Annotated in this window: 18 protein-coding genes and 1 riboswitch; of the genes, 7 read left to right on the forward strand and 11 right to left on the reverse strand. The window is 69.7% G+C overall.

Annotated features, from left to right (window positions below):
* Positions 1 to 56: 56 nt before the first annotated feature.
* The 7 genes from ACFRU2_RS41630 to ACFRU2_RS41660 all read right to left on the reverse strand — a co-directional run bounded on the left by ACFRU2_RS41630 (position 57) and on the right by ACFRU2_RS41660 (position 5,936).
* Positions 57 to 248, reverse strand: coding sequence for a hypothetical protein (locus ACFRU2_RS41630; RefSeq protein ID WP_382981517.1), 192 nt, complete (start codon positions 246 to 248; stop codon positions 57 to 59).
* Between the two features lie 11 nt (positions 249 to 259).
* A complete protein-coding gene (locus ACFRU2_RS41635) occupies positions 260 to 967 on the reverse strand; it encodes a hypothetical protein (RefSeq protein ID WP_382981518.1) in 708 nt (235 codons plus the stop codon).
* A 10-nt stretch (positions 968 to 977) separates the two neighbouring features.
* Positions 978 to 1,169 carry a hypothetical protein gene (locus tag ACFRU2_RS41640; protein ID WP_030390484.1) on the reverse strand — a complete coding sequence of 64 codons (192 nt, stop codon included), beginning with the start codon at positions 1,167 to 1,169 and terminating at the stop codon, positions 978 to 980.
* A 247-nt stretch (positions 1,170 to 1,416) separates the two neighbouring features.
* On the reverse strand, positions 1,417 to 3,726 hold the full coding sequence (locus ACFRU2_RS41645) for an FtsK/SpoIIIE domain-containing protein (RefSeq protein ID WP_382981519.1): 2,310 nt from the start codon (positions 3,724 to 3,726) through the stop codon (positions 1,417 to 1,419).
* A 130-nt stretch (positions 3,727 to 3,856) separates the two neighbouring features.
* Positions 3,857 to 5,212, reverse strand: coding sequence for a DUF2637 domain-containing protein (locus ACFRU2_RS41650; RefSeq protein WP_382981520.1), 1,356 nt, complete (start codon positions 5,210 to 5,212; stop codon positions 3,857 to 3,859).
* Positions 5,209 to 5,454, reverse strand: coding sequence for a hypothetical protein (locus ACFRU2_RS41655; protein WP_382981521.1), 246 nt, complete (start codon positions 5,452 to 5,454; stop codon positions 5,209 to 5,211). Before ACFRU2_RS41655 ends, ACFRU2_RS41650 begins: the two co-directional genes overlap by 4 nt.
* Positions 5,451 to 5,936 (reverse strand): hypothetical protein, encoded by a 486-nt coding sequence (locus ACFRU2_RS41660; protein ID WP_382981522.1) that lies wholly within the window; start codon positions 5,934 to 5,936, stop codon positions 5,451 to 5,453. Before ACFRU2_RS41660 ends, ACFRU2_RS41655 begins: the two co-directional genes overlap by 4 nt.
* A gap of 357 nt (positions 5,937 to 6,293) precedes the next feature.
* Here ACFRU2_RS41660 and ACFRU2_RS41665 point away from each other — a divergent pair, with 357 nt between their 5' ends.
* From ACFRU2_RS41665 to ACFRU2_RS41680, 4 genes are all read left to right on the forward strand, one after another.
* Complete coding sequence (locus ACFRU2_RS41665) at positions 6,294 to 7,070, forward strand: GntR family transcriptional regulator (RefSeq protein WP_382981523.1); 777 nt, start codon at positions 6,294 to 6,296, stop codon at positions 7,068 to 7,070.
* Positions 7,071 to 7,081: 11 nt separating this feature from the next.
* Positions 7,082 to 7,630: a UTRA domain-containing protein gene (locus ACFRU2_RS41670; RefSeq protein WP_382981524.1), complete on the forward strand. Its 549-nt coding sequence runs from the start codon at positions 7,082 to 7,084 to the stop codon at positions 7,628 to 7,630.
* A 132-nt stretch (positions 7,631 to 7,762) separates the two neighbouring features.
* Entirely contained in the window at positions 7,763 to 8,878 is a 1,116-nt protein-coding gene (locus ACFRU2_RS41675) for a bifunctional DNA primase/polymerase (RefSeq protein ID WP_382981525.1), read from the forward strand.
* Positions 8,875 to 10,341: a phage/plasmid primase, P4 family gene (locus tag ACFRU2_RS41680; RefSeq protein WP_382981526.1), complete on the forward strand. Its 1,467-nt coding sequence runs from the start codon at positions 8,875 to 8,877 to the stop codon at positions 10,339 to 10,341. Before ACFRU2_RS41675 ends, ACFRU2_RS41680 begins: the two co-directional genes overlap by 4 nt.
* Before the next feature lie 629 nt (positions 10,342 to 10,970).
* Here the strand turns inward: ACFRU2_RS41680 and ACFRU2_RS41685 are convergent.
* Both ACFRU2_RS41685 and ACFRU2_RS41690 read right to left on the reverse strand, forming a co-directional pair.
* A complete protein-coding gene (locus tag ACFRU2_RS41685; RefSeq protein ID WP_382981527.1) occupies positions 10,971 to 11,312 on the reverse strand; it encodes a hypothetical protein in 342 nt (113 codons plus the stop codon).
* On the reverse strand, positions 11,312 to 12,163 hold the full coding sequence (locus tag ACFRU2_RS41690) for a ParA family protein (RefSeq protein WP_382981528.1): 852 nt from the start codon (positions 12,161 to 12,163) through the stop codon (positions 11,312 to 11,314). The genes ACFRU2_RS41685 and ACFRU2_RS41690 overlap by 1 nt, the downstream gene beginning before the upstream one ends.
* A gap of 266 nt (positions 12,164 to 12,429) precedes the next feature.
* Here ACFRU2_RS41690 and ACFRU2_RS41695 point away from each other — a divergent pair, with 266 nt between their 5' ends.
* The gene (locus tag ACFRU2_RS41695) at positions 12,430 to 13,395 is read left to right on the forward strand and encodes a hypothetical protein (RefSeq protein ID WP_382981529.1); all 966 of its coding nucleotides are present in this window, start codon (positions 12,430 to 12,432) and stop codon (positions 13,393 to 13,395) included.
* A 356-nt stretch (positions 13,396 to 13,751) separates the two neighbouring features.
* Positions 13,752 to 14,426: a hypothetical protein gene (locus ACFRU2_RS41700; protein ID WP_382981530.1), complete on the forward strand. Its 675-nt coding sequence runs from the start codon at positions 13,752 to 13,754 to the stop codon at positions 14,424 to 14,426.
* Positions 14,427 to 15,308: 882 nt separating this feature from the next.
* Here ACFRU2_RS41700 and ACFRU2_RS41705 read toward each other — a convergent pair.
* Positions 15,309 to 15,974: a recombinase family protein gene (locus ACFRU2_RS41705; RefSeq protein WP_382981531.1), complete on the reverse strand. Its 666-nt coding sequence runs from the start codon at positions 15,972 to 15,974 to the stop codon at positions 15,309 to 15,311.
* A 131-nt stretch (positions 15,975 to 16,105) separates the two neighbouring features.
* A riboswitch (cobalamin riboswitch) is annotated at positions 16,106 to 16,262 on the forward strand.
* 172 nt (positions 16,263 to 16,434) lie between these two features.
* Between ACFRU2_RS41705 and ACFRU2_RS41710 the strand changes: the two genes are divergently transcribed.
* Positions 16,435 to 16,692 carry a hypothetical protein gene (locus ACFRU2_RS41710; protein ID WP_382981532.1) on the forward strand — a complete coding sequence of 86 codons (258 nt, stop codon included), beginning with the start codon at positions 16,435 to 16,437 and terminating at the stop codon, positions 16,690 to 16,692.
* Here ACFRU2_RS41710 and ACFRU2_RS41715 read toward each other — a convergent pair.
* On the reverse strand, positions 16,671 to 16,874 hold the full coding sequence (locus tag ACFRU2_RS41715) for a hypothetical protein (protein WP_382981533.1): 204 nt from the start codon (positions 16,872 to 16,874) through the stop codon (positions 16,671 to 16,673). The two genes, ACFRU2_RS41710 and ACFRU2_RS41715, sit on opposite strands and share 22 nt — an antisense overlap.
* Between the last annotated feature and the right edge of the window lie 42 nt (positions 16,875 to 16,916).

The raw sequence follows: 16,916 nt of genomic DNA on the forward strand, positions 1-16,916 counted from the left end.
GCTGTGGGCCACCCAAACGGGGCGAGGGCTGCGCGGGGCGGGCCGCCGCGGCCGGGTCAGACTCGTATGTTGCTGGCCGCGCCGGCGGCGGTGTCGAGGAGCCCGTGGAGCATCGGGCCAACGGGGGTGTCGGCCAGCAGCAGCCCGAGCAGCACGCACGGCAGTGCCATGTACCAGGGCAGGCCCGCCTTCCAGAGGAGACCGGCGACGATCAGGACCAGGACGACGAGGGTGGGGATGGTGATCACGGGGTTCCTCCTCAGCGGCCGGTGCGGTGGCAGGTGCCGCATGGGATCTTGACCTCGGCGCTCTTGCCGGTGGGGGAGTGGAGCCGGGTGGCCAGGGTGACCATGCCGCCGCGGCAGCCCTTGACCGTGCAGCGCTTGGTCTTCGGCATCTTGGCGGGGCCGGCGCCCTGGGTCTGCAGCTGCCAGGCCGTGGTGAGCACGGCGGCCGTCGTCGCCGACTTCGCGTTCTTCGCCGCGCCCTTGGCGGCCGTCGCGGCGTCGCCCGCCGCGTCCTTGACCGCGCCCTTCGCGGTGGCCTTTGCCTCGGCCACCTTCGCCTTGGCCGTCTTCTTCTTCCCGCCCCACCAGCGGCGGAGGTCCTTCTCGACCTCGCCGCGCAGGGCCTCGGCGGCGACGACCAGGTCGTCGGCCACCAGGGTCGGGCGGAGCTCGCCGGTCATGACGATCTCGCGCCACTCGGCGGCGAACAGGTCCCGGTCCTCCGCCTTCTTCCGGCCGGTCCGCGCGGCGAGCACGGCGTCGACCAGGCCGTTGGTGACCGTCGCCGAGTCGTCGCCGCGCCCGCACGAGCCGCAGGTGATCCAGGCGGGCCAGACCTCGCGCGGCCCGCGCTTGTGGACGTGGAGGCCGATCGCGTTGCCGCAGTGCCCGCACTCCAGCGGGGCCCCGTCGACGTACGCGATGCCGTGGAGTTCGAGGTCGGGGGAGTGGTCGAACATCGTGGCCTCCTCAGCGGGTCGCGGTCGGGGTGGTGCTGACGGTCGGTCCGGGCGCCGGCCCCGGTGCGGGCTGGGCGTCCCCGCCTCCGCCACCGGCGAGGTAGAAGCCGACCGCCAGGCCGAGCACCGCGTAGACACCCGCCTTGTTCTTCGCCCACCAGGTCGGCGGATCCGGCTCGCTCACCACGTATCTGACGCCCATCAGGGTCGTCCTCCGTCTGTCGTCTCTGTCACGGTTTGGGGGAGGTCGCCGACCCGGATCGAGCCCGGACGGGTCGGCGTCTGTGCAGGTCAGAGCTTTGCCCGACCCGGACCGTGGGGGCCTCGACCCGGACCGGATCTGTCCGGGTCGAGGGCTCACCGTCCGGGTCGGACCCCCTCGAATCCGGGGGCAATCCGGGACATACCGGGTGTCTGTCCGGGTTGGATCCGGGCTGGCCGGGTCCGGATCAGGCGGTCAGGCCGTACTTCGCGTTCACCGTGCGGGTGAGGGCGGTGAAGGTGTAGCCCGCGATGTTGCTGGCGCTGCCGGGCCATGCCCGCTTCTTCTTCTCCTCCTCGGTGCGGGCCACCAGGGCGCCGAGCTTCTCCGAGGTGATGCTCAGGCCGGCGGCCGTGAGCGACTCGATCAGGACCGAGCCCGGGAGCCAGTCGATCCGGGTGTTCTCGATCTCCTCGGCGCTCTTGTTGTCGGCCTCGGCCTGGGCCTTGGCGGCCTTCTCGTATCCGTCGAACACGTCGGCCAGGACCGCGAGGATGTCGGCGTCCGCCTCGCCCTTCTCGCGCAGCAGCGTGCCCAGGGACTTCGCGCCCTGGGGCAGGGTTCCGGCCTTCTCCCGCAGGTCGTAGGCGCGGGAGAGGAGTTCGGCGACCTGGTCGTCGTCGTAGTAGTCGGCGCGGACCAGCACCGGGTTCTGGCCCTCGGCCCACAGGAAGCCGGCGCCCCGCATCTCGGACTCGATGGTCTTGGCGGAGTACCCGGCCGCGGCAGCCCCCCGGCCCAGGATCGTGTCGGAGGCCTCAGGGGTGGTGCAGCGCAGCGCCCACCGGATGGAGAGCAGGTCGCGCAGCGAGGTGTCGACGACGTCGGAGCCAGGCTTCTGGGTCGCGCAGAAGGTGATGATGCCTGCTGCGCGACCCCTGCTGACGAGGTTCCGCAGGGCCTTGGTGATCTTCTTGCCCCACTCCTCGTCAGTCGTGTAGAGCATCAGCTCATCGACCCACAGAAGCTTCTGGCGCAGCAGTTCGTACTTCGCCGCGAGCTCCTCGGTGACCTTCCTCTTTCCCAGCTTCTTCAGCAGCGCGTACCGGGCTTTCATGTCCGCGAGGGCGGCCAGGAGCATCTGGTAGAACGCCTCCGGGTCCGCGTCGCCCTCGTACTCCTCGCACAGGTTCTTGAAGGGGTCGAGGTCACCGCCCCCCTTTCCGTCCGCGAGCCAGAGAATCACCCGGGGGTCGAGAGCCGCCGCGAGCAGGATGGTGTTGCCCGACCCCGACTTTCCGGCCCCCGGCTCGCCGCCGACCAGACCAGAACGCTCGACGACGGAGATGGAGATCGGCAGTCCGCGCACGTCGGGGCCGATCGAGATCCGGCCCCAGAAGTTCGAGGCGGCCTCCAGCGCGAGGAGCGGGCCCGGGACTCCCTTCTCGGTGAAGGGGATGTCCTTCGAGACGTACAGCTCGATCCGCCCGGCACGCGCTCCCTTGGTCAAGGTGACCTGGGCCGCCTCGACGCCGAACGCCGAGGCGATCTCCTCCTGGGCGCGCAGCGCCTTCTTCGCCGGGACGCCCGGCGGCAGGTCGACGATCGCCGACCAGGCCCCGCGGGCATCGAGCATCGGCATCTGTACGATCCGCAGCGTCTCCTCTGCGCCGATCACCTTCGCGGCCTGGAAGACGGAGTCGAGCATCGGCGCGTTCATCGTGTCGCCGTCGCCCAGCGACCTCCAGTCCTGCGACCAGTCGGTCTCGGTCTCCAGCTGGTGGCGTCCGGCGAACGCTCCACCGCCGAACGTCGCCAGCGCCGCGCCGGTCAGCCCGAGCACTCCGCTCGTCGCGTAGCCGGTGAGCATCGCGGTGGCCGGCGGCCCGTAGACGACTCCGGCCCGCATCGCACGGGCCTTGCGCCGGTAGGCCTTCGCCTTCTTGTGCGCGGCGACCGCCTGCGTAGCCACGGTCTGCGCCCGGTCCATCGCCTGCAGCGCGGCCGTCTTCTTCTGCTTCAACAGGGCCGGGGTCCAGCGTGCGGCGCGGGCCGCGACCCTGGCCTCCCTCGTCGCGATGACGGCCTGGTGGGCGGTGGCCTGGGTCTGGATGCCCTCGAAGCCGATCACCCAGTCGTGCATCCGCACCCGTCCCCGGCCGAACTGGGCGACGTGCCCGTTGACCGTGGCCTGGCGCCGGACCCACCGGCGGAACGCCCTCTGGGAGGCCCGGTAGCGCTGGCCGCTGTACGCCGCCCAGCCCTCCGCCGACTTCGCCCAGGCCGGGATGAGGGGGCGCTCGGGGTCGAACGCGTCGAGGTCGACCGGTCCCGGCTTCATGACCTCGGCGGCGAGCACCGTGTCGGCGCCCATGTGGTCGGCGAGGATCCGGCGGGCGGCCTCGACCAGGTCCAGGTCGGAGGGTGCTGAGACCGAGCCACCCAAAGCGGGGGCGGACTCGGGGGTGCTGCCCGCCGCGGCCGGGTGCGCGGTGGGCAGGTAGGTCACCGTGGCGACGGTGGGGTGCGGTACCGGTGTGCTCGGGATGTGGGACATCCTGGTCCTTCTCCTTCGGGAGGCAAGCGGGGCCCGGCGGCGACTGTGGAAGGGAGGCGCCGGGCCCTGCGGTTTCGGGGGAGTCACGCGGCGGCCGGCGGGCCGTCCGCGAAGTACGCGACGATCGGGGTCAGGCTCCGGCGACGAGGTGCAGCTTGCGCTCCTCGATCACCCGGTCCCGCAGCCACATCCCGTCCTCGCGCCGGATCTTCAGACCCTTCGCGAGCGAGGCCGCCGAGATCTGCCGGCCCTCGGCGACGAGCTCCTGGGCGAGCTTGTGCGCCTGCGGCAGCAGCGCCTCCAGCTCTTGCGGCGACCGGCCACGCGGGGTGTTCCCGCCAGCGTCTCCACCAGCGTTCCCAGTTGCCTTCTCGCTGGCGGATTCGCTGGCCTTCTTGCGGTAGACCGGAGTGCCGTACATCCCAATTCCCGCTTGGGCTGTAGCCCCCTCAGCGGGGGTCTGGGCGGCCGGGGCCGACGCGGGGGCGTCGAGTGCCGGAACGCTCGCTGCGGGACGGCGGGAGAGGGGGTTGAGCGGGTTGTAGAGACCGGCGAGCATCCCGGCTCGGACCATCTGCGGACGGACGTGCTCACCGAGTTCGAACGCGGCGCCGAGGGCGACCTTCGCGTTGGTGGCCGCCGCGTACACCTCCGGCGAGAGGCCCGGCTCGGCTCCCTTGTGGATCCGCCACGCGGCGGCGAAGGCCTCCTCCTCGTCGATCGACCCGTACGGCATCGCCGACAGCAGGAGGGCCGCCTGCTTCGCGATGTCCTTGTGGTCCTTCTTCCGCGCCGCGAGGTGGGCGCGACGGGCCCGCTCGGCCTTGCGCTCTTCCTTCGTACGGCCGTGGGAGCCGTGCGTCTTCATGTCCCACAGGTAGATCGCGAACAGGCTGGAGGCGGCGAACACCACCGCGACCCACTGCGCATCCGGGAGCTTCTCGGCCCAGTGCCAGTAGTTGACCCCGGCCGCGACCGCGGCCGTGCACCAGGTCCCGATCCGGTACTTGCCCGCCGGCCGCCCGGCGTCCTCGGCGGCCTTGCCCATGAAGGTGATCGCCCAGGCGCCGCCCTCCAGCATCGCGGCGAGCAGCGCGGCCAGCATGACGTGGACCCCGGTGTCGCCGAGCGCGCCGACCTGCGAGATGACCGCCGGGATGACCGAGGACATCATCACGAAAGCGACGAACACGGTAACCGGGTTGGCGTTGACCCAGCGGGAGACCTTGCCGAGCCGGGCGATCCGGGCCGCGCGGTTGCGGGCCTTCTCGTCCTGGCGGCGACGGGCCTCGGCCTGGTCTTGGCGGCGCTTGGTCTCGGCGTCCTTGCGGGCCTGTTCGGCCTTGCGCTCCTTCTCCGCGCGCTCGTCCTCGGCCAGCTGCCGCTTGTAGACCAGCTTGGACTCCAGCTCCAGGCGCCGGTCGTCGCGGTCGGCGGTGCGCTCGGCGGCCTGGTCGGCCCGGCGCTCCTCTCGGTACGTGCTCATCGGGGGCCTCCAGCGGCGGGGGTCGCGATCCCGGCCAGCAGCTGCGCCAGCTCGGTGCGGAGTCGGGGCGAGATCGGGTCGAGGCGGAAGCGCCGGGCGAGGGAGTCCCCGCCGGCGGCCGTCGCGCGGGCCGCGAACTCGGTGATGAGGCTGACCAGGGCGACGGTCCCGGCGATCACGCCGAGCACCATCCCCAGCATGGTCAGGATGAACAGGACGGCGTGCCGCAGGATCTGCTTCATGCCGCCACCCCCACCACGGTCTCGGAGCGGACCAGGGTCAGGACGGGGCGGGCAGGGCGCGGGGCACGGGCGGCGGTGACCACCGTGGCCGGGGCCACGGTCCCGATCGACGCGAGGATCTCGTACGAGTCGAAGTCGGCGCCGGTCCAGTCGGAGTAGGTGTCGGTGTCGTCCTCGAAGCCGAGGACCTCGTCGGCGAGCTCCAGCTCGGCGGCCACGGCCGCGACCGACGCGGCGGGCTTCCGAGTCCGCAGCTCGCGGGGCATCCGGCGGAGCAGTCCGGCGTAGTACGCGGCGTCCTCGCGGTCCGTGTCGGTCTCGACCCGGAAGTCGGCGAGGAAGGACGCCAGGGCGTCCCGGCTGGCGAGTCCGCCGGCCATCAGGTCGTGCTCGACGTCCAGCGGCTCGACGTCGAAGCCGATCGCGGCCTCGAAGTACTCGGCCTGGGTAACGATGCGCTGACCAGCAACGATGATGTTCATGTGGGGTCGTGCTCCTCTCGTGGAACGGCCTCCATGAGCGGTCCCTGCACGGACCGCTGTGGCCCCGGCCGCCGATTTCGGCAGCCGGGGCCACACCCGTATTCGGGCATGACTGTGACCCGGATATCGAGTGCACACCGGGTCCTTCACCGCCTCCAGATTGAACTAGTTCTGGTGGCGACGAGAACGATTAAGGCAGGCCCTCGCGCCGGTGTCAATAGAACTAGTTCTGCGAGTCGGACTGAACTAGTTCTGAGGTTTCGCGCGACGCGCTGGAGAGGTATGGTCGTTCCAGCTAGGCATTCAGAACTAGTTCTGCGAAACTGATCCCGCACACCCAAGAGAGGAAGGCCCGCAGTGGAGGACACCAAGATCCCAAAGGTTCAGCGGCTGGCCGCTGAGCTGCGGGAACAGATCCTGGGGGGAGAGATTCCGCCCGGAGCGGCACTGCCCAAGATCCGCGATCTCCAGGCCCAGTGGGGTGTCGCCTTCCAGACGGTGCGCGACGTCTACGCCGTGCTGGAGAACGAAGGCCTCATCGTGTCCCGGAAGGGCAAGGGCACCTTCGTCAGCCCCATCCTCGGGAAGATCCTCCGCAACGGCACTGGGCGGTACATGAAGGCGGCCCGCGAAGAGGCCGGCGCCCGTGGAGCCTTCGCTGGCGAGATCGCGCGACTGGGCATGACGCCCAGCGCCACAACCGTGATCACCCGCGAGCGGCCCCCCTCCCGGATCGCGCAGATCCTGGGGATGCACCACTCCTCCAAGGCGGTCGCCCGCGCCCGCACGATGCTGGCCGATGACACCGTGGTCCAGGTGGCAACCTCCTGGTTCCCCGGCGACATCGCGTTCGGCACGCAGCTCGAAGAGCAAGACACCGGAGACGGCGGGAGCAAGTCCCGCCTGGCCGAGGCCGGGCACGCCCAGGTCCGGATCCGGGAGTCCATCGACGTCAGGCCCCCGACCAAGGAAGAGGCCCAGGCCCTCGGGATTCCTTCCAGCCGGGACGTCTACGAGATCACCCATGTCGGCATCACCGCCGAGGACCGGGCCGTCGAGGTCTGCGTCCACGTCATGCCCGTCACCCTGTGGTCGCTCAGCTACGAGTGGCCCATCGACCAGCCCGAAGCGTGAAAGGAACCACGTTGAGCACCAACACCCCGATCGTCCGTGACGCGACCGAGCGCTACCTCAAGGCCCGCCGCGAGGCCGACGACAGCCGCGGCGCCTTCCAGACGGAAATCGAGCGACTCGGCGGGGAGCCCCGGGTCGAGACCCAGGTCCGACGCTCCGCCGCACCCTCCGACGTTGCCGCCATCCTCGACATCGCTGCCACCGAGGAGACCGTCGTCCGGGCCCGTCACATGTACAACGGCGCCAAGCTCGTGCAGCTGGCCGACTCCTTCATCCCCCTGGATGTCGCAGAGGCCGCTGGCATCGAGAACCCCGACCCCGGCCTCGGCGGAATCATCAGCCGGATGGCTGAGGCAGGGTTCGAGCAGACAGAGGTGATCGAGGAAGTCACCCCGTACGCCGCCACCTCCGTCGAGGCCGAAGCCTTCGGCATCGAGGTCGGTACTGCTCTCGTTCAGATCACCCACATCGGGTACACCGCTGGCGGCCGAGCGGTCGAGGTCTGCGTGCACAAGCCGGGTCCCGGTTGGGTCCTCCGCTACAGCGCTCCTCTGGCCTAGAACAGAGGTGGCCCGCAGTCCCTCGGACTGCGGGCCGCGCCCAGAACTTTTCAGAGGTCTCAGAACACAAACCGGGGTCTACCCGCCTAGATCGCCCACGCGGCCCAACGCGCTCCGTGATCGCGAGGCAACATGGACCCCAGAAACACCGAAGGCGCCCCGGCCAGGGCGCCTCACGGTCAAGCAAGGCCGGGACCGCATCCCGGCGAAGTTCGAGCGCAACGGAGACGCTCTGTGAAGAGAGTACGAGACACTTCCCGCCTGGCGCTACAGGACGGGGGCGGCAAGACGGGTGGTACCCGGGCACTCCGGGCGAAATTGCTGGCAAGTGCTTCCCGCTACGCGGGAAGCGGGATGTACATCCATCCCGTGCTAGTCGGAGGCAAGGAGCCCCGCTGGCACTCCTGGGAGGACCGCGCCACGCGCGACCCCCAGGTGATCGAGGACACCTGGGGCCGGGCCCCGTTCAACATCGGGGTCGCCTGTGGTCCCTCCAAGTTGGTCGTCGTCGACCTCGACATCCCTCACGACGGCGATGTGCCCCCGGCCGAGTTCTCCTCGGTGACCGACGGGTTCTCCATGCTCACCGCGCTCGCTCACCGTGCCGGTGCCGAAGTGCCCCAGACCATGACCGTCCGCACGCCCAGCGGTGGCCGCCACCTTCTCTTCCACGCCCCCGACTCCGAGGTCCGCAACACCGCCCGCTCCCTCGGCTGGTGCATCGACACCCGCGCGGCCGGCGGGTACGTCGTGGGCATCGGCTCCGTCATCGGCGGCGTCGCCTACACCCTCGAAGGCAGCATCACCGCCCCGGCGGACCTGCCCGAATGGCTGCTGACCCTCATCACCTCCTCCCCCGAGCCAACCAAAAGCGGGCGGGCGCCGCGCCGGAAGGAGGTTGTCGCCCGACTGCACGCACTCACCCGACAGGGCACCCGCGAACAGCGGTGGGCCGCCGGGATCCTGCGCTCCGAGTGCGATGAGCTGGCCGCGCTGAAGCAGGCGGTAGGCAGCCGTAACGCCCGGCTGAACCTGGCCGCCTTCCGTGCGGGCCAGCTGGTCGCCGCCGGCCTGCTCGACCAGGCCGAAGCCGAGGACCAGCTGACCGCGGCCGCGCTGGAGGCCGGACTGAACGACAAGTCCCCGTACGAGGTGGAGAAGACGCTGCGCTCCGGTATGACCGCCGGCCTTTCCCGGCCCCGGCGGATGGATGACTCGGCAGCACGTCGCCTCGGCGGTGCCGCGTGAGCGTTCCGGCAGCACGTGAAGCCGCTACCGACGAAGACCTCTGGGGCGGCTTCGACGTCCCGACCACGGCCGAGCGGCCCGCGCCTCGACGACCGCGCCCTGTACGGCGCATCGAGCACCGTGGGCAGCTGCGGATGGCCGAGCGCTTCATCGCGGAGCACAACGAGAAGCTGAGGTTCGTCCACGGCCTGGGCTGGCACGAGTGGGACGATGCTCGCTGGCTCCTGGACGAACAGCGCGTCGACATGGCGTACGCGGTGGCCACCGTGAAGAACGCGTTGGTCGCGCTCGGCGACATGGAGGGCGACGAGCGGGACGACCTGTACAAGGACGCCCGCAAGTCCGAGTCCGCCTCCGGCCTGGAGGGGCTACTGAAGATCGCCTCCTCGCTCCCGCCCATCAGCACTGCCTCGAAGGCGCTGGACGCCGACCCGTACAAGTTCAACACCCCCGAGGGCACGGTCCACCTGACCGAGGGCACCATCGAGCCCTGCTCGCGCGCCGACCTGATCACCAAGGTCGCCGGTGCCGCGCTGCCCGACGAGGAAGACGGCGAGCCCGCCGGCGCCCAGGAGTGGGAGGACTTCCTCGCACGCATCCTGCCGGACGAGGAAGTACGGGCCTTCGTCCAGCGCCTGTTCGGGTACGCGATGCTCGGGAAGGTCACCGAGCACGTGATGCCGATCTTCACTGGCACCGGCGCCAACGGCAAGGGAACCCTGCGCGACGCGCTGATGGCGGCCTTCGGCGACTACGCCATCGAGGTGGACCCGGCGATCCTGATGGAGTCCAAGCACGAGCGGCACGGCGCCTTCAAGATGCGCCTGCGCGGGGCACGGCTGACCTTCTGCTCCGAGACGGAGAAGGGGAAGCGGTTCGCCGAGGCCACGATGAAGCGCCTGGTCGGTGGTGACCCGATCGAGGCGAACCTCATGCACAAGAACCCGATCACCTTCGACCCGTCCCACACGCTCATCATGCTGACCAACCACCTGCCGATGGTCTCGGGCGACGACCCGGCCGTGTGGCGGCGCATCCTGGTGGTCCCGTTCGACGTCGTCATCCCCGAAGAGGAGCGAGACGGCGGACTGCCGGAACGGTTGAAGAAGGCGGCGCCCGCGGTCCTGGAGTGGGCATACGTCGGCTGGCAGGACTTCATGGAGAAGGGCCTCGCCCCGCCGGAGATCGTCCGCATGAAGACCGAGGAGTACAAGGCCTCCAGCGACGTACTCGGCCGCTTCGTAGACGAACGGACAATCTCCTCGACCTACGCGGTCGTGCCCGCCAGGGAGTTGTTCTCGACCTGGACTAGTTGGTGCCACGCAAGTGGAGAACAAGCTGGCACCGAAGTCCAGTTTTCAACCTCGATGAAGGCCCGGGGCTTCACGACGAAGAAGACCGGCGCGGGCATGGTCTACACCGGTCTGATGCTCTCCGGAGCTGACGACGAAGACGACCAGTAAGGCCTCCATCGAGCAAGGAAGTGGGGGCGCCCCCGCACCTGAAGGTGCGGGGGCGCCCCCATTTGTATGGAGGTTTGTAGCAGATACGCGCTGACCTGCGAAAATCGCCAAAATTAGTTGCCGGAGGCAAGGAAAGTGCAGGGTTGTGGTGGGTTTCCCGTTAATCCCCCACCTGTGCACGCATGGAGAGTTTCGGAAAACCCACCACAACCCTGCACTTTTGTTGCTCTAGGCAACTAAAATCGTCTTCCACCTCCTCCCCGGCCACGGTGCGGTGCTCAGTCCGGAGCCCGCCCGCGTTTGGGTTGCCAGTACCCGGGGTGGACCCGCAGCGCTCGGCCGGTCTGGAGGTTCGGCGGGGTGCGGGTGAGGTGGGGTACGGACGGCGCCCGCGCCCGGTACCGGTCGGGAGGCCGCCCAGCGGCCGAGTGGCCGGTACCGGTGAACGCGCGGGCGCCAGGGACGGAGAGCCGGGTCTGTCGGGCGCGAACGCGCCCGTCCGCTTTACCCCTCCTTCCTCGAAGAGGGCCGGGACGGCCTTCGCGGCCCCTACAGGGGCCCAGAGGGCATGGGGGAGGCCCGGGAGCCGTGTTGGGGCATTCCCGGGCCTTGGAGGGGCTGTGTGGGTCTCAGGCGGCGCTGGAGGGCTCTCCGTTCGCAGGGTCGAGCTGGATCTTGTTGCGCTTGAAGTAGGAGAGCAGGGCCTCCTCCACGATCGACTGGGGGTTCAGCTCCAGCTCCTCTACGGCCTTGGTCAGGAGGGAGTTGGTGTTCGGAAGGATCCGGACGGTGAGCGGGACACGCTCGGGGCCCTTGGGTCGGCCGACACGACGTCCGGCAGGCCGGGACGGCTTGCCGATGGAGTCCCAGTCGGGCTCCTGGGCGTTGCCAGGGTCGGCAGGATCAGCCTCGCGCCGTTTGTCGGCCTTCCGCTTGTCGTCGTTGAGGGCGTCGTTGAGGAAGCTGCCCATCAGCTCTGCTCCTTGGCGGTCTTGAGGATGTGGTCGAGGATCTGGCCGTAGGTCCTGACGAGGGACTTGGCGTACCGGCCGGGCGCGGCAGTGATCGGCTTGCAGGCGGTGCGGGCGACTTCGCGGACTGCGAGGAAGGGCACGGCGTCGGGCAGGAGGAAGTCGCCGAAGTCGTCGATCAGGCGCTCTTGCCAGTGCGCGTTGACGGCGCTGAACTCCTTCTTGCGCGGCACCATGCTCCGGACGACACCGGAGAGCACCAGGTCGGGGTTGAGGCATCCGGGCCCGTTGTAGTGGGCGATCGAGCGGAGGCCCTCCTGGACGCCGAGGTACCCGTCCTTGGTGAGCGTCGCGGGAAGCAGGACCTGCCTGGAGGCGAGGAGCGCGGCGCCCGCGAGCTTTCCGCCGGCGCGCGGCGGAACGTCGAGGAAGAAGATGTCGACTTCTTCGCGCAGGCCCCAGAGCGCACGCTTGAGGCGGAACTCCATGGTGGGCGTGGGGTCGCTCTCCCGGTTCGCGAAGTCGCGGTCGACCGGGAGGATCCTGATGTTGGAGGGCCAACCGCGGCCGGCGGGGACGAACACCTCGTGCACGATCTCGGCGGGGTCCCGTGGAGGCCGGGCCTTCTTCGAGGTGTCTACGTGGAAGATGTCGTTGATGGTGTGCTCAAGCTCGTCCTCGTCCAGGCCGAGTTCGTCGGTGAGCGTGCCGCGAGGGTCAAGGTCGCCTACGCCGACCCGCAGTCCGCGATCCGCGGCGACGGCCGCGAGGCCGGCGGTGATGCTGGTCTTGCCGACACCACCCTTCTCGCTGTACTCCGCGACGCAGAGCGGTCCCTCTTCTTGGGCCATGAGAGCCCCTTCCATTGAGTCCTGCGGGCAGCCTTGCCCGTCCACCACCTTGGGTGCAAGCGGGAACCCCTCGTGTCGCGGGGCCGGATTCCCGCAAGCGAGATCGCCAGCAGAGCGGCGGGCGGAAACGCCAGCAGGAAGGAGCGCGGTTGCCTTCGCGTTATCTAGCAAGATTGGCCGCACGTTTGCGGGTGTCGTCCCTCGTGTGGCTGAGGGCCTGGGGGACCGGGTGTGATTCCGGCGCTTTATCTCGCATGATTGCGCGCATGGGAACGGCGACGGTGCAGTACACGGTGGCGGTGGTGGAGGAGCGGCTGAGGCTCCTCGACCTGGTGGCTGCGATGGCCGCGGGCGAAGAGCGGGCCTGGCTGGCGAAGCAGCGCCAGGGGCACCTGGGCCTGCGGGCCGGAAAGCTCGCGCAGGCAAGGCGGGCGACCCGGGAGCTGCTCGTCGAGCGCCGCGAAGCCGGTGAACTGGCGGGCAGCCGGGACTGGGTGCTGGTGCCCGGGGTCAGGGCCGAGCTGGCAGCCCGGGACTGGGACCGCGAATGGCCGCAGATCCCGCCGGGGGCACTGGGCGCCGGCCGCCGGTGGGGCACCGACCCGGTCCGCTACTCGGCCCACCACGATGAGGGGGAGACCCGATTCCTGGGTCGCCTCGGGGTCCGGCTGCCGCACGAACTGGGCGAGCGGCTCCAGCGCGCCTGCTACTGGCACAACGCGGAGATCGAGCAGAAGCTCCAGGAGTGGGCGGACCGGTGGGGAGACGGACCCGACGTGATCATGCGTCAATCCGTCCGTGAACACGGCGGCGTGACCGTGCTGGCCGCGATGGCCGCGGCCTTCGCTCAGACCCCGCCCGCCGAGGAGCTCGTGGAGCGCGGCGAGCTGAGGTCGAAGGTGGTCACCACCGGCGACATCCTGCGCGCCGCGCTCGACCACGCCCTGGCCGCCGCTCCCGAACGGGCACGCCGTGAACAGAACAGGCTGCGGGCCGCTGCCACCCAGGCCCGGCGCGACACCGCCCTCGCGGAGCAGCGCAAAGCCACGGCAGAGGAAGCCCAGAGCCGAGCAGTAGAGGCCGGCGACATCGACGCCATCGCCAAGGCGGCGAACGAGGTCATCCACTGGAACTCCAGGATCGTCACCTGCCGCCTCGAAGCCGAACGGCTCACCGGCCAGGCAGACGGCGTGCGCGACCTGATCAACCAACTCAAAGCCCGCCGCGACTGACGGCCTGCGCCCGGGGGGTCTTCCGAACCCCGGCGCCAGATAGAACGTCCAATCTTGCTAGATAACACGACCACGCCTATAACCGCATGCGAGAAAGCAAGCAAAAAAGCCAGCAGAAATAGCCGCGAAAAAGATGACCCAAAGCCTTTCGGGAACGATGGCGTGATCGCTGGTCTTAATACTCATCAGCGTTCAAACAAGCTAGATTACGCGCCATCCGTCGCGAACTAAGAAAGCCCAGGTCAGAGCCGGTTTTCGGGTCCTTGCGCGGCTGGTTCGGGGGCGTTACTTTCGTGGTGTCGGGGCAGGGGATGGGCCTGGTTTTTCGTCGTTATGCGGAGGCTTGGATGGGTGGCTTGGGCAAGACGCAGGAGCGGGCGGATTACTGTCCGCAGCAGTTCCCGGATCGGCTGGGGTTCTGGTTGTGGAGGTTCGAGCGGGCGGTGGCGAAGGGGTTGATCCCGCCCGCCGACGTCGGGGGCCGGCGCTGGTCGGCGGCCGTGGTCGAGGAGGTCGCGGGGCGGGCGGAGGAGATCCGTACGGAGACCGGCGGTCTGCCGGACATGGGCGCGGTGCGGGCCGCGGCCCTGTTGGAGGAGCGGTTCGAGGTGCCGGTCGCCGCCGAGGTGATGGTGGAGCTGGACCGGCTGGGCCTGGTCGAGCGGGTCGGCGACTACAAGGGCCACGCTCTCTACGACGGCCAGGCCCTGGAGGACTTCGCCGACCGGGCGGTGCTGGAGCGCGCGAAGCACAACGGCCGGCTGCTGGACCGTACGGCGGCGGCGAAGTACCTGGGCATCCGGGCCTGCGACTTCGACCACTTGACCAGGGCGAAGTGGCTGCGCCCGCAGATGTGGGTGCACAGCGGATGGCAGCGCCGCCGGGACGCACCGTGCGTGGCGCTCTTCCGGCTCGGCGACCTCGACGTGCTCCTGGTCCATCCGGCGATCGACTGGGACCCGGTCCGCGCCACCCCGAAGGGCCGACCCTCCCCGCTCGCGCGCCTCACCTCGCAGATTCCGACGGTGTAGTCCCCGCGGGGAGGAGGGCTCGTAGAGCCCTCGCGAGGATTCGACGAGCCCTCGCGAGGGTTTCCGCAGAACCGCTTTCCGCCGATTCGCCGGATTCGATCCCAGGGGCCGGCAGCGGCTGCCGGTGGCAGGAGGCGATCGGGGGCCCAAGCCGCGGCTATCCCCAAGGGGTCAGAGAAAGCGCAGGTCAACGCAGCTTCGTGGAGGACTCGATGCATCCTCGCGAGGGCTCGTCGTCTGGATCTAGGATCTAGGATCCTGGATCTTTCCTTACGGGGCGTGCGCCCGTGCCGCGCGCCCTTGCAGGGCCCTGGCTCATCAGCGCCACGCTGATGAGGGTGACCACGGTGAACACGAAGACGACGACGGCGGTGACGAAGCGGCGGCGCTGCGAGTACCGACGCTGCCGCCGACTGCTGCCGAGGGAGGCCTCCCCCCGGCGCCGGTACTGCGGAGCGAACTGTGTGGCGGGCGCCTACCGGCTCCGGTGTCGACGAGAGCGTGCCGAGATGCTGATGAACACGCTGGTTGACGCCAAGGCAGCTGAGTTCCTGGGCACCCGTGAAGGCCGCCACGACTGGATGCTCGCGTGGCAGACGTGTGGGGGACCGGCCTGCGGTGTGGTGCTGTGGGCAGGGGTCCGGCGCCGGAGCACCGCGCGGTACTGCAGCCCGAAGTGCCGCCAGGCCGCCTACCGTGCCCGGCGAGGATCATGAGGCTTTGCCGTAACAGATGGCCCCGAATCGGAGATTCCGTGACGGCACCACGTCATGGTCGGCAGCGCCAAGGCGCTGTGTGCTCCACAGGTGGCCGTACCGGTGGGCCTTGCGACCGTGAGGCGGCAAGCCAGCGCCGGTTCGACACGCGTCGACACGGAGGCATTCACGGGGCCTGGGCGCCGATGACCGGGCGCCCGCCGGCGCCGAGCTCGGGTACGTACTTGTAGAGGGTGGTCCGGGAGACCCCGATCAGCTTCGCGATCGAGGCGATTGTCGCCTCGGGGTCGGCGAGCATCGCGCGTGCGTGCCGGACCTGCTCGGCGTTCATCGCCGGCGGGCGGCCGATCCGTTCGCCGCGGGCCCTCGCGGCGGCCAGGCCCTCGTGGGTGCCCTGGACGATGAGCTCCCTGATGAACTCCGCTAGCGCGGCGAACACGTGGAAGACGAGCCTGCCGCCGGGTGTGGTTGTGTCCAGGGACTCGTGCAGGGAGTGGAAGCCGACCCCGCGCTTGCGCAGGCCGGCCACGATGGCGATCAGGTCCTGGATGGAGCGGCCGAGCCGGTCCAGGGAGGGGACCACGAGGGTGTCGCCGGGGCGGGCGTAGTCGAGGGCCTTCCACAGCTCGGGCCGCTCGGCGTTCTTCCCGGACAGCTTGTCCGCGAAGATCCGCGCGCACCCGGCGCCCTCCAGGGCGAGGATCTGCCGGTCGAGGAGCTGGCCCTTGGTGGACACGCGGCCGTAGCCGACGAGGACACCGGTCAGGTTGGCGGGGAAGGCGGCCAGGACGTCGTCGCCGCTGTCGGCCCACTGGGCCAGGCTGCTGCTCATGGCCGTCACCGTACAGAAACCGGGGTGCCCGCGTTCCTGCACGCCGAGACTTCCTGAACACCCTTGTTGGACACCGGAACTGGTCCCCGAATCCGGCTCCCGGGCGTGTCGAGGGGGTGTGCGGAAACGGATCGGTTGATGGACAACCCGGCATGTAGAATCTGGGTGTTGGACGTCGCAGGGGAATCCGGTGCAATTCCGGTTAACTGTCCCGCAACGGTGAGCTGGCCTCCTGTAGTCGTTGGTGGCAGCGCAGTCCGAGGACCTGCCGACCACGAGTGCCGAGCGCTTACGCGCCCCGGCCCTTCTGGTTGGGCTTCGGGGCACCGTGACGAAGCCCGATTCGAAATGAGTCGGGCTCTTTTGCTGTCTAACCCCAAGCTTCGCCACCGAAGGGCTGAGGTCTGCATACGCGGACTAACCAACGCCGTTCCACGGCGGACACAGCTTGGAGGACTTCGTGACTATTCAGATCGCGCCGCTGGCGGCCCTGCTCATCATTGTGGGTCTCGCCGTCGGCTTCTCGGTCTTCAAGTACACCGCGCGCACCGCTCATGGAGCCGATGTGCGCGGTGACCTGGGCACCTCGATCGGGGCTGCGACTGCCGTGGTCACGATGCTCGCGGTACTGCTCACGCCGGGGTTCGGGAAGGCCTCGGCGAACTCCGTGCAGCCCCAGCAGAGCCCGAGCCCGAGTCAGTCCGGGGCCGCCCGATAGGTGGTGCTACCCGCACCGAGGATCCGCCGGCCCTTCGCCATGGCGACGGCCTGGTGCTCTCCGTGGAGGATGGGCTGTTGCTGCTCGACGCGTTCGGCGGGTAGCAGCCGCTGCGAAGTCGGAGCGGAGGAGGGCGGGGTGGCCGCCGGGCCTAGGCCGAGGGGCCGACGTGCGCTACTCATGAACGAAGTCTGCCTGCCCCTGTCGCCAGGGCCTGGACCGGG

Origin of the sequence: Streptomyces sp. NPDC056883, from assembly GCF_042788835.1 — a bacterium.
GTDB lineage: Bacteria > Actinomycetota > Actinomycetes > Streptomycetales > Streptomycetaceae > Streptomyces > Streptomyces stoeckheimensis.

Coding starts and splice junctions, on each gene's coding strand:
- ACFRU2_RS41650 (WP_382981520.1), bottom strand. CDS start 5,212: ATGAGCACGTACCGAGAGGAGCGCCGGGCCGACCAGGCCGCCGAGCGC.
- ACFRU2_RS41675 (WP_382981525.1), top strand. CDS start 7,763: ATGGACCCCAGAAACACCGAAGGCGCCCCGGCCAGGGCGCCTCACGGT.
- ACFRU2_RS41685 (WP_382981527.1), bottom strand. CDS start 11,312: ATGGGCAGCTTCCTCAACGACGCCCTCAACGACGACAAGCGGAAGGCC.
- ACFRU2_RS41705 (WP_382981531.1), bottom strand. CDS start 15,974: ATGAGCAGCAGCCTGGCCCAGTGGGCCGACAGCGGCGACGACGTCCTG.
- ACFRU2_RS41660 (WP_382981522.1), bottom strand. CDS start 5,936: ATGAACATCATCGTTGCTGGTCAGCGCATCGTTACCCAGGCCGAGTAC.
- ACFRU2_RS41635 (WP_382981518.1), bottom strand. CDS start 967: ATGTTCGACCACTCCCCCGACCTCGAACTCCACGGCATCGCGTACGTC.
- ACFRU2_RS41645 (WP_382981519.1), bottom strand. CDS start 3,726: ATGTCCCACATCCCGAGCACACCGGTACCGCACCCCACCGTCGCCACG.
- ACFRU2_RS41655 (WP_382981521.1), bottom strand. CDS start 5,454: ATGAAGCAGATCCTGCGGCACGCCGTCCTGTTCATCCTGACCATGCTG.
- ACFRU2_RS41715 (WP_382981533.1), bottom strand. CDS start 16,874: ATGAGTAGCGCACGTCGGCCCCTCGGCCTAGGCCCGGCGGCCACCCCG.
- ACFRU2_RS41690 (WP_382981528.1), bottom strand. CDS start 12,163: ATGGCCCAAGAAGAGGGACCGCTCTGCGTCGCGGAGTACAGCGAGAAG.
- ACFRU2_RS41640 (WP_030390484.1), bottom strand. CDS start 1,169: ATGGGCGTCAGATACGTGGTGAGCGAGCCGGATCCGCCGACCTGGTGG.
- ACFRU2_RS41695 (WP_382981529.1), top strand. CDS start 12,430: ATGGGAACGGCGACGGTGCAGTACACGGTGGCGGTGGTGGAGGAGCGG.